The organism is Pseudoalteromonas sp. SG44-8 (genome assembly GCF_014164125.1).
Taxonomy (GTDB): Bacteria; Pseudomonadota; Gammaproteobacteria; order Enterobacterales; family Alteromonadaceae; genus Pseudoalteromonas; species Pseudoalteromonas rhizosphaerae.
In genome coordinates this window covers 146,556-158,512 of sequence record NZ_JACJEQ010000009.1, presented here as the reverse complement: position 1 = coordinate 158,512, position 11,957 = coordinate 146,556, and the positions used below count along the sequence as shown (strand labels likewise).

7 protein-coding genes are annotated in these 11,957 nt (G+C 41.1%); 4 read left to right on the top strand and 3 right to left on the bottom strand.

What is annotated here, in order from left to right:
* Positions 1-145: 145 nt before the first annotated feature.
* Positions 146-4,537, bottom strand: a complete 4,392-nt coding sequence (locus H5163_RS09970; protein ID WP_182735033.1) for a S8 family serine peptidase — start codon at positions 4,535-4,537, stop codon at positions 146-148.
* A 204-nt stretch (positions 4,538-4,741) separates the two neighbouring features.
* Positions 4,742-8,797, bottom strand: a complete 4,056-nt coding sequence (locus tag H5163_RS09965; protein WP_145240000.1) for a S8 family serine peptidase — start codon at positions 8,795-8,797, stop codon at positions 4,742-4,744.
* Between the two features lie 248 nt (positions 8,798-9,045).
* Here H5163_RS09965 and H5163_RS09960 point away from each other — a divergent pair, with 248 nt between their 5' ends.
* Positions 9,046-9,516 carry a DUF2721 domain-containing protein gene (locus tag H5163_RS09960; protein ID WP_145240002.1) on the top strand — a complete coding sequence of 157 codons (471 nt, stop codon included), beginning with the start codon at positions 9,046-9,048 and terminating at the stop codon, positions 9,514-9,516.
* Between the two features lie 125 nt (positions 9,517-9,641).
* A complete protein-coding gene (locus tag H5163_RS09955) occupies positions 9,642-10,094 on the top strand; it encodes a cytochrome c (protein WP_182730735.1) in 453 nt (150 codons plus the stop codon).
* Positions 10,095-10,162: 68 nt separating this feature from the next.
* On the opposite strand, the gene H5163_RS09950 is transcribed toward H5163_RS09955, so the two are convergent.
* Positions 10,163-10,819, bottom strand: a complete 657-nt coding sequence (locus H5163_RS09950) for a cytochrome b/b6 domain-containing protein (protein WP_182730734.1) — start codon at positions 10,817-10,819, stop codon at positions 10,163-10,165.
* A gap of 123 nt (positions 10,820-10,942) precedes the next feature.
* On the opposite strand from H5163_RS09950, the gene H5163_RS09945 reads away from it, so the two are divergent.
* The gene (locus H5163_RS09945) at positions 10,943-11,647 is read left to right on the top strand and encodes an AzlC family ABC transporter permease (RefSeq protein ID WP_145240009.1); all 705 of its coding nucleotides are present in this window, start codon (positions 10,943-10,945) and stop codon (positions 11,645-11,647) included.
* Complete coding sequence (locus tag H5163_RS09940) at positions 11,647-11,946, top strand: AzlD domain-containing protein (RefSeq protein ID WP_145240011.1); 300 nt, start codon at positions 11,647-11,649, stop codon at positions 11,944-11,946. The genes H5163_RS09945 and H5163_RS09940 overlap by 1 nt, the downstream gene beginning before the upstream one ends.
* Positions 11,947-11,957 lie beyond the last annotated feature (11 nt).

Genomic DNA, 11,957 nt, shown 5'->3' with positions numbered 1-11,957 from the left:
CCACTACTAGCAATATATCTAACTAGCTGTTGATTACCTATATTAGTTTGTAAAGCAATGTAAAAAGGGAGCCTAAGCTCCCTTTGTTTGATTAACTTTGCTAGTTAGTCACTGATAATTAAAATGACTAACTAAACAATTACTTTTATTTACGGCGGCGCATAAATGCAAATGGTGCAATAAGCAATGTTAACCATGCTAGTGAACCGCTGTCACCGTCATTATTATCGTCATCTTTGCCCACAATATTCTTTACTCGTACTTCAACAGCAACAGCTTTAGAGTTATTACCCGCACTATCAACAGCGATAACACTAAATGTAAAGTTACGCTCATATTCATAATCAATACTACCTGCAACAACAATTTCACCCGCAGCATTAACAATGACTAAGTCAGTGCCTGACACAATAAACTTAGTAACAGGACTTACATCAGCATCTGGATCACTAAAGTTAAGTTTACCAATCACTGTGCCAAGCGCTGTATTTTCATCAACACTAAAGCGTTGATTATCAACAATAAATGGCGTGTTTTCTAGTGCGTCTTGCGCTACAGTGATTGTTACTTCAACTGGTGCAGATTGATTACCAGCACTATCCGTTGCGCTAACCATCAGCTTTATCTCAGGTGTTGCATCATAATCAACGTCACCCGCCACTGTGATTTGGCCAAGTTCATCAATTGCAATACCGTTATGACCTGCAACTGTGTAGCTTACAATTGGTGTTACTGCTGTATCTGGATCAATAGCACGTATTTGACCAATCACAGTGCCTACCACGGCATTTTCTTGCACTTTAAAAGTTTGCCCAGCTTCGATAATTGGCGCAACTTCTGCTCCTTCATCAGCGACATTTAACACGTTAATCGTCACAATTTCAGCAGCTGACTGATGACCATCTTCATCAATTGCGACTATCTCTAACGTAATAGTACTTTGCTCTTCAAAATTAAGTAGTTGAGCAACGGTTAGCATCCCCGTATTATCAATCGTAATTGCATCACTTCCCGCTACAGTAAACATAGTGATTGAACTGTTATCTGGATCTGTGAAAGCTAATTGAGCAAATGCGGTAGCTACTGGGGTGTTTTCTGCAACAGAGAATACTTGGCCAGAATTTATAATTGGGGTTACTTCGCTCGCTTCATCTGCAACATTGGTAATGTTAATAGTAATAACAGCTGGCTCTGATGTATTTCCCAAAGTATCGATGGCAACAACGACTAGTTCAGCGATGTGCTTACCAACTTCAAAATCAACTAACTCGCTGTTTGATACAAGAATTTGCCCTTTATTATCAACACTAAAGCCTTGATGAGTTTGCGATTGCACATAAAACTCAGCAATCGCTAAATCTCTATCTGATTCCACAACACTCAAGGTGCCAACGAGATGGCCGTTTTCCGCATTTTCAACAACATCAAATGATGCATTTGCAAGCTTAGGAGCCTGCGTTTTTGGTAACACTAAGTCTTCAGCAGTCACTAGTTTCAGTACATCTTGTAATGACGATGCTGTAAAAGCAAATGGCGCACTAGCATTCACAATCGCTTTTTCACCTGGCGCAAGTTGATTTACGACTGTATCACTGCCATCCACCGCAGTTAAACTCACTGACGCTGAAGAACTAAAGGTCGTAGCGCCAACTAGACTATCTGTTTCAAAGTACACGCCGCCACCATAAGATGGATAGCCTACAGATGCCTTAATATTTAACGGATCACCTAAATTATCACGTGTTAACCCAAGTGTGCTGCTACATACCGAGAAGGTAATAGTATCTGCACCGGCTGATTGATATAACGGTGTCAAAAACCGAAGCGTTTCTGCGCCAGCGTCATCGATAGTACCAATAACAGTACGTGAACGCCCTGGCGAAGTCGTTTTACGACCTCGGTCATTGTAGTTCTGCATAAGGAAGTCATAGGCACCATCGTTGTTGGTGTCTATATCTAAACGATAACCTGCTTGGAATACATGAGTGATCTCATCACGTAACTGAATCGATGCTGTAACTAATACACCAGATTCACATCCTTCAGCTGCTATTGCATTGAATGTAGTTGCAAGAATATTGAACGGTGCCTCTGCTGCTGACTTAACTTTACCAGTTGCAACAATATTTTCTGTCATTGTTGAAACTGTTGTTGCCCCAGTATTCTCAACGATAAGTTGCATCTCATTACCAACCACTTCAGGAGCAATACTTAATTCACTAGCCGCTTTTGGTAGCGCATGGTAAACAACATGTAGCGCATAATCTGAATCAGTGTCATCCACATCGTCAAACACTAAGGCGCCGTCAAACTCTGCGAGCGTTAATGCGGCGCTTCGTGCAGCTACCGATTCGGCATCAAATGGGTTTTCCAGTTTCCACTGATGCAATTTACTGGGATCAACAGTTAGCGTTACATCAAACTCTGTAGTTTGACCTGCGGGAATTGTTACGCTGGCTGGAATATCCCAACTGATTGCGCCACTGTTTTTATCATTTGCGTAACGTGCTTCAGTCCGTAATTTGTAGGTTTTTTCTTGTGTCGAGAAATTTTTCACGGTGACTGTTTTGCTGATTGACCTAACGCCAGTAAAGTTTTCTAAGCCAAACGATAATGCCGCTTGTTTAGTTTTAAACTCGGTATTATCAACCCATGCTACAACAGGCAGATTAACCGCTTTTTCAACGTTAACTAAACCAGCACCAATCATACTAATTGGTGCTAATTCAGAATCTGGATTTGTGCTAAGCGGCTCATTAGTCACATTTAGATCTGCCGTATTCATTAATGTTGCTTTAATTTCAAAGGCATTACGCTGTGGGTGTGCTGCGCGTACTAACGCAACCGCACCGGCAGTAATCGGTCCTGAAAAGGATGTACCTGAGGCTGGAGCTAGTTGATCTTGCGTACCAGTTGCTGCAACCATAATGCTTGTACCTGGCGCTGTGATTTCAGGTTTTAATAAACCATCCATTGATGGACCGCGCGATGAAAAGGTTGCCACAGCACCTGATGTTACTTTACGCTCAACAACTAAGCTATATGCAGCTTTGCCTGATGCTTTAAGCTCCGCTTTTATCGCTGCCCCGGCAGCATAAGTAATGCCAATATTTGGGATAGTAACCGTGGCATCAAATCCACCCATTGAAGCAGGAGTACCGTCATCTTCGTTATTTGCAATAAATACAAACGATGCGCCGCGCTGCTGTGCATGCAGTACTTTTTTCGTGAAATTACATACACCACGATCTATAAGCACCGCTTTATTATTAAAATCGGTGTCTTCTGAAAATACTTCACAGCCATTTTGATTTGCGGTTGGGTAAACAAGTTCAGCATCGGTATCTGCCATAGCAAATGCGGTTTGCGGACCAAAACCTGAAACTTGAAAAACAACCTCTTCTCCAAGTACGGTACCTGAAGCAATCCCAATATCTAATGTTGGATGCGTCATCGCACCAACTGCAAGTGCGTTTGGCGTGGTACTTGGTCCCCCAATACGAAAAGGATGATCGCCATCATTGCCTGCTGAGATAACAACATTTACACCTAAATCAACCGCTTTTTGAATTAAGTATTGAGTACCTCCGTCAGTTTCAGTGCCACCAAACTCGCCACCTAAAGACATATTAATAACATCTACGCGGTCAGAGATATCGCCATCACCATTAGGATCCATTGCCGCTTCTAATGCTGATGCTTGTGCTGCACTTGGACAACCACCACCACACACTGAGTACACATATAACTCTACTTCAGGAGCAATTCCAGTAACAGAGTGAGAAACAGACGTACCATGACTGGTCGGTTCATCAACATCGGGGATCACGACTACAGGATCATGTTCAATTGGATCAGCATCGTCACGAATAAAGTCGTAGCCACCATGTACGATGCCTTGCGGCCAAGCTACAGAAGTAGGATCAGCTTGAGCTGCGTCATACGCCTCTACGGTACCCGCACCACCAAAAACGTTGTGCGTGTAGTCAACACCTGTATCCAGTACCGCTACCGTTTGACCTTTACCTGTTACAACCCCATTTGCAACCAATGGTGAAGCTTTTAAATAATCTGCAGATGCGGCGACATGTAATTCATAATCATACATTGGCAGCACTTTCTCAACTCGGTAGTCACGGGCAATTTTTTCTAACGCCTCAGGGCTTGCTTGTACAATCAAAGTAGGCGCCAGCACTTTAGTTTGGCCGATTACTTTTGTACCAAAATCTAGACTACTTAGTTCAATTGTCACTTCACTTTGCACTTGCTCAATTTGTGCAATGGTTGCACGGCTGTCACCTATTTGATAAATACCTTGCGCCATTAGATCGGCGGCGGTTGTCGCTCTTAGCACAATCATATGAGCTGATGGTAACTGTTCTTTAACTTCGGTTTCATTAAATGTAGCTGTAGAGAAATTATTGAGAGCGGTAATACTGTGTGCTGTTTGCACTGTTTGTGCATTTACCGATGCCGCCATTAGCGCTGATGATACTGCAATTGATAAGGCTGTTTTTGTTATTAACTTGTTAGACATAAATTCCTCTGATGAGATTATTGTTATTAAATGTCCCCAAAAAGAAACATTAAGTCCCGAATACTACACCAGCAAGAAACAAAAAAACAACATTGAAACAAAAAGTGTAACCGTTTTAGGTAATCACAATAAATTTAAAACAAAAAAAATACCGCCCAATGGCGGTATTTTAACTAAAGCTATATGCCTTTAGAGGCTATATTACTACTTTTGTTTACGGCGACGCATAAATGCAAACGGTGCTACAAGCAGCGTTAACCATGCTAGAGAACCAGAGTTGTCATTGTCGTCATCATCGTTCGCACGTAGATTGTTAACACCAACAACAACACTCACGGCTTTAGACACATAACCTTTGCTATCTTCAGCTTGAACACTGAATACGATTTCACGGTCAAATTCGTAATCAATTTCGCCAGCAGTAACAATTGTTCCATCTGGATTTACTGAAACTAAATGGCTACCTGATACAATAAAGCGTTCAACTGGTGACACATCAGAATCAGGGTCAGAGAATGCAAGAGTACCAATAGTTGTTCCTAAAGCAACATTTTCATCAATTCTGAAACGTTGATTCATCTCAATCATCGGTGCATGTGAATTAGGATCAATTTCCACGTTAAGCATTACAGTAACAGGTGCAGACTCTAAACCGCTATCATCAGTTAGCGTAACTTCTAACTCAAGTGTTGGCATTGCATAATGATTTAGGCTACCAGTAACGACTAATTCACCCATTTCATTAATTGCAATTACGTCAGAACCTTTAACACTGCCTGAAACAATCATCGTTGCTGAACTTTCGAAAAGCTCCGCTGCTAGTTTACCAATAACAGTACCTTCAGCTGCAGATTCAATCACGTTGAATTTTTGACCTTCAGCAACAACCGGAAGTTCATCAGCTACGTTATTGATTGTTACTGTAAATGTTACTGGTGCAGACTCAGTACCAATAACGTCAACAGCTTTTACTGTGATTGTAATTTCTTTAAGACCAGCTTCTGAGTCAATTAAATCAGTGTTATCAACAATGATATCACCAGTATCAGCATCAACAATAAGACCCGGAGCAGACATACTCAAAGTTTCAAAATAAGCAATATCAAGTGCTGCCTCAGCATCGAGTTTGATTGTGCCAATGGTTAAACCAGTAAGCATTGTTTCGTCGATTGCAAAATCTTCAATTACTAAGTTAGGTACTTTAGGTGCACCAGGAATATCTCGTGGCGCAGATAAATAAACTTTCGTTCCTGCAGGTGATGTAAGAGCAAACGCACCGCTAGATTTAACAACAGCTTTTTGACCTGGCTCTAGTTTAGTGATTGCATTATCTACGCTATCAGTCGCATACATTGTTACTGCAGGGTTCGCTGTAAACACAGTAGAACCAGCTGCACTATCTGTTTCGAAGAATACACCAGCCTGATAACTTGGGTAACCAACTGAAGCTGCAATATTAATTGTTCCTCCCAGCATGTTTGCATCTAATCCTAACAGATTACTACATCCAGAGAAGGTCACTGTATCTTCGCCAGCAGCATGATACATAGGTGTACCCCATTGCCATACATCCTCACCCGCCGCATCGATTTCACCAATTAATGTACGGCTGCGTCCAGGTATTGCAGCATCACGGCCAACATCATTAAGATTCATCATAAAGTGATCATAAACACCGTCATTATCAATATCGAGATTCATACGAACACCGACTTGACGCATATGGGTAATTTCATCTCGTAATTGAATTGAAGAGGTAATAAACACTCCAGAATCACATGTTTCAGATGCATAAGCAGCAAATGTAGTGCTAAGAATGTCAAAATCTATCTCAGCATTTTCAGGGCTAGATGCAACGACCTGCTCAGATGTTGGCTCTACAGCCAGCGCACCAACGTTCTCAACAACTAACTGCGTAGAACCATCGATATCTTCAAAAGAGAATTCTAACTCAGCACCGGCCTTAGGTAATGCATGATAAACAATGTGTAAGTCGTGATCCGTATCGGCTGTTGAAGTATCATCAAATACCAATGCGCCATCAAATTCAGCCATTGTCAGTGACGGACTACGAGCAGCTAGATCATCTTGGCTAAATGGGTTTTCTAATGTCCACTCATGAAGTTTAGATGGATCAACTGTCATGGTTACTTCGAATGTTGTTACCGTATTTGCCGCAACAGTTACACTACGTGGAATATCAAAGCTAACAGCACCTGTATCCACATCATTCATATAACGCTCTTCAATACGAAGGTCATATGTTTTGTCTGCATCAGAGAAGTTTTTCAGCGTCACTGTTTTTGTAAAGCTGGTTGTTTCTGTCATGCGTTCTAAACCGAATGATAACGCAGCCTGTTTAGTTTCATACTCATCATCTTCAACCCATGCTGCGACAGGTAAATTAACCGCCTTTTCAACATCCACTAAGCCTGCACCGATTAAACTAATTGGTGCAAGTGGTGAATCTGGGTTAATACTAATAGGATCTACGGTTACGTTTAAATCAGCCGCATTCATGATTGTCGCTTTTATTTCAAACGCATTACGCTCTGGATGCGCTTCACGAACTAATGCAACAGCACCGGCAGTAATCGGACCTGAGAACGAAGTACCTGTTGCTGGAGCTAGCTGATCTTGTGTACCAGTTGCCGCTACCATAATATCAGTACCTGGCGCTGTAATTTCAGGTTTTAATAAACCATCCATTGATGGACCACGAGATGAGAATGATGCAACTGCACCCGCAGTCACTTTACGCTCAATCGTTATGGTATATGTTGGCATTTCACCGGCCGCTAAAGCAGCTTTCATTGCTGCACCTGCAGCAAAGTTAATGCCAACATTAGGAATTGTTACTGCAGCATCAAAGCCACCCATTGGAGCAGGCGTGCCATCATCAGTATTGTTTGCTATAAATACAAACTTAGCACCACGGTCTTGAGCATTTAATACTTTTGCCGTGAAATTACATGCACCACGGTCAATAATTACCGCTTTACCAGTAAAGTCAGTTTCAGCAGAGAATGCCTCGCAGCCATTTTGGTTTTCTTCAGGGTAAACAACTTCAGCATCGGCATCTGTCATTACAAACGCAGTTTGTGGACCAAAACCTGACGGCTGAATTGTGGTCTCTGCGCCTTCAATTGTGCCTGTTGCAACGCCAACATCATTTGTAGGATGCGTCATCGCGCCAACAGATAATGCGTTAGGAGTTGTAGAAGGGCCACCAATACGGAATGGGTTATCGCCATCATTACCAGCAGAAATAACAACGTTTACACCAGCCTCAACCGCTTTTTGAATTAAGAACTGCGCACCGCCACCGATGTATGTGTCACCAAACTCTCCACCTAAAGACATATTGATTACATCAACACGATCTTCTGAATCACCATCACCATTTGGATCCATAGCGGCTTCTAATGCCGAAACCTGTGCTGCACTTGGACAACCGCCGCCACACACTGAATACACGTATAGCTCCACCGCTGGTGCAATACCTGTTACTGAGTGAGATACAGATGTACCATGGCTTGTTGGTGCATCTTCTTCTGTAGGAGCGGCTGGATCATTTTCAATTGGATCAGCATCATTACGTATGAAGTCATAACCACCCATAACTTGGCCTTGTGGCCAATTTACTGTGGTAGGATCTGCTTGAGCTGCCTCATAAGCTTCAACGGTTCCTTCACCACCAAAAATTTTGTGAGTATAATCAATACCCGTATCTAATACTGCAACAGTTTGCGTTGCACCTGTAACTGTACCATTTACTACTAATGGCGACGCTTTGATGTAGTCAGCGGTTGCTGCAACATGAAGGTCGTAATCAAACATAGGTAAAACACGCTCTACGCGTGAGTCTTTTGCAATTCGATCTAGCGCACCTTGACTTGCTTGAACAATTAACGTCGGTGCCAAAATTTTAGTAGAACCAAGTACTTTTACATTACTATCAAGAGTAAATAACTTATCTTGAACTTGGCTTTGTAACGTTGCTACTTGGTCATAACTTTGACGAGCATCAGAAACATTATAGGCGCCTTGCTCCATCATATCAGCTGCTGTTTTTGCCTTTAAAACAACAAGGTATGCTGAAGGTTGATTTTTATTAACAATATCGGTCTGTGATACTGGTGTGTAGCTAGTATTCTTAAGTGCGCTGTTATTTATAGTATTTGCATTTACAGCACCTGCAACTAAGATGCTTGTTACAGCGGTTGCAACCGCCGTTCTTTTTATTAGATTCTTAGACATGATTTCCCCTGGGATATGTTATGTATTATTGTACTTATTGATGATCATAAATTAAGTGCGAGACTAATATAGAACTTCAACACCCAAAATGACAACAATTCGATTACATGTAAATTACAAAAAGCAATGTGAAAATTAACAAATTAACACTAAGTGACTGTTTTAAATAAAAAAACAATCAAAAAAATAAATGTAAATCTTTGTAAACGGAATAATTAAAATCTACCAATGTACCTAAAAGGAAAGCAATGAACTCTGATGTTATAAATATTCTAACAATGGCAAAAGTAATCCAAACAGCCGTTGCGCCAGTTTTTTTAATTACTGGTATTGCTGCTACGCTGGGGGTTTTATCTAATCGCTTAGCTCGAATTACCGACCGTGCTCGTCAACTTGAACGAAAATTAAAGGTAAGTACCGATGAAGAATTTAATTCATCGCTAACAACCGAGCTACGAGCACTGCTGAAACGCTCTCGCTGTATCCATATTGCCTTTAGTTTAAGTGTATTAAGTGCGGTACTTGTTTGCGCCGTGGTCATGCTGTTATTTTTGTCTCATATTCAATCAGTTAATTTAGGTGTTTCCATCGGCAGTTGTTTTGTTGGCGCAATGGCACTACTTATTTGTGCATTTATGTCTTTACTGGGTGAGGTGTTTTTAGCTACTCGTAGTATGCGCAGAGGAATGATCTTTGCTGATATTGATATCAATAATTAAGATACAATCTTAGTTTTATAATTCAATAACAGTTCAGTTTAACCGCAATATACTTGAATAATCTGACTTGCTGATATACAACAGCAACTGTACAAGCAATGAATTACATATAAGGGGCAAAAGGAATGAAGTTAAAGCAATTATTTTTAGGTGCAACACTTTGTGCACTAACATTTGGTGCAACAGCAAACTCTGTATTTGAAGAGCCTAGTGACGCCATTGAGTACCGCCAAGCGGCATTTTCAATGATCCGTGTCCAAATTGGTGATATGGGTGACATGCTAAAAGGCAAAGTACCTTTTGACGCAGAACAGTTTAAGCATCGTGCAAATAATGCTGCTGCATTATCAAAAATGCCATGGGAAGCATTCGTTGCAGGCAGTGATAAAGGTGACACATCTGCATTACCTGCTATTTGGAGCGATAACGAAACCTTTATGAAAAAAGCAGCAGCATTTCAACAATATGCTGACGAACTAGCCGTTGCCGCGCAAACAGGCGATAAAAAAGTAATTGCTAAAGCATTTGGCCCATGGGCTAAAGGCTGTAAAGATTGCCACACATCATTTAAAGACTAATCTTTAATGCGATCATCTTAAAACTAAAACGGCGCTAAATTAGCGCCGTTTTTGATCTGTTAAACAGTTTAACTAAACAAGTAAGCCACAGGCTCTGCGCCCCATGTCATCAGTAATGCCGCAAATACAACGACAAGAATAATTATCGCAGTCCACGGTGATTTTGTTAGCTCTTCATTACTATCATTATTTTTTTCAGCGGCATAGCCCGTAACCATTGCTTTGACTAAATTTTTACCTTTCATGCGATAAATTACAATTGCCACAATATGGAGAATAATCGCGTACAACAATAAATCAAAGTTCTTATGATGCACCCAGCCGGCCCATTCAACTACATTACTTGATACATACTGCACTAATGGGCCATCTGTCAAAATGTCATCGGTGGTCATTAAGCCGCTTACTAACTGCGCCAGTAATAAAATAAAAAATGCCAACACCATGTAGCTGCCCGCTGCGCCATGGCCTGGTTTATTATCTGTTTGTTTAAATGATTTTAGTGCTGCGCTAGGTGAATGAAACAATGCACTTAACTTAGCTGTTTTGCTACCAATCAAGCCCCAAATAAGACGTGTTACTAGTAGCGCTAAGGTGAAAAAGCCAGCCACAAAGTGTAATTCCATCATGCCTTCTTCAGCACTAAAATACAGCGCCGCAATTGCAATAACTAACAACCAATGGAAACTGCGAATAAACCCATCCCATACTTTAATTTTATGCATGCTTAACCTCTTTTGCGTAAAAGCTTATTATTTCAAACTTTTGTTAATTTAGCATCTTTGCTGTTCAGGGTTAATTGATCTATGGCAGACTAAGGGCATTAATTACCGTAATGAATAATATTAATGACACTTAGCACCAAACGCGCACTCCTAAAAGGCTTTTTAGATATGCTACCACTGTGTTTAGCAGTGATCCCTTGGGGGATTTTATGTGGTTCACTGGCAATTCAAAATGGCTTTAGCGCATTTGAAACCCAAGCCATGTCATTATTAGTGTTTGCCGGTTCCGCCCAACTAGTCGCTATAGAGCTAATGGCTGGCAATACGCCTTTATTAACTATTTTATTCACCACCTTCATAATTAGCTCACGGCACTTTTTATACGGCTTAGCGGTGCGTCATAAAGTGATTGATCAGTCGCTACGCTGGCGCTTACCGGTAAGCTTTGTACTCACTGATGAGCTGTTTGCGTTTTCCCATCATCGCAAAGCTTATCGAACTAAAACTCGCTTGATCTACGCGCTCAGTGCCGGCTTTAGCTTTTATATTACTTGGAACTTGTGGACATTAATTGGCATCGTAGCGGGCAGTCTGCTACCTGATCTCACTAATTTAGGCTTAGACTTTGCTATTGCTGCAACTTTTATTGCATTAGTAATTCCTGGTATTAAAAATCTAGCTACATTGGCAACGGTTGTAAGCGCTGGTGTTGTGGCTACCGTTTTAAAAAGCCAGGGGTTTGAATTATGGTTAGTAGCTGCGGCACTATCGGCGATGACTATCGGTTACCTTATTAGCCGTATCCAAGGTAAATTGGAGCATAATTGATGATAACAACTATTTTACTTATGGCATGTATTACCTTTTTTACCCGTTACTTATTTTTACATCGTGACCTACCATTTAAAGTTGGCCCGAAAATGCAGCAGTTTTTAAGTTTTAGCGCACCGGCGGTACTTACCGCGATTTGGGTACCTATTGTGTTTGTAACAGACGAGGGGATAAATTTAGATTGGCAAAACCCATACCTCAGTGCGGCAATAGCAGCTATTATTGTCGCATATAAAACGCATAACATTTACTACACAACACTGGTTGGTATGGGTTTATTTTTGATCTTAAATTAGCGCATTTGTAA

Coding starts and splice junctions, on each gene's coding strand:
- H5163_RS09970 (WP_182735033.1), bottom strand. CDS start 4,537: ATGTCTAACAAGTTAATAACAAAAACAGCCTTATCAATTGCAGTATCA.
- H5163_RS09965 (WP_145240000.1), bottom strand. CDS start 8,797: ATGTCTAAGAATCTAATAAAAAGAACGGCGGTTGCAACCGCTGTAACA.
- H5163_RS09960 (WP_145240002.1), top strand. CDS start 9,046: ATGAACTCTGATGTTATAAATATTCTAACAATGGCAAAAGTAATCCAA.
- H5163_RS09955 (WP_182730735.1), top strand. CDS start 9,642: ATGAAGTTAAAGCAATTATTTTTAGGTGCAACACTTTGTGCACTAACA.
- H5163_RS09950 (WP_182730734.1), bottom strand. CDS start 10,819: ATGCATAAAATTAAAGTATGGGATGGGTTTATTCGCAGTTTCCATTGG.
- H5163_RS09945 (WP_145240009.1), top strand. CDS start 10,943: ATGACACTTAGCACCAAACGCGCACTCCTAAAAGGCTTTTTAGATATG.
- H5163_RS09940 (WP_145240011.1), top strand. CDS start 11,647: ATGATAACAACTATTTTACTTATGGCATGTATTACCTTTTTTACCCGT.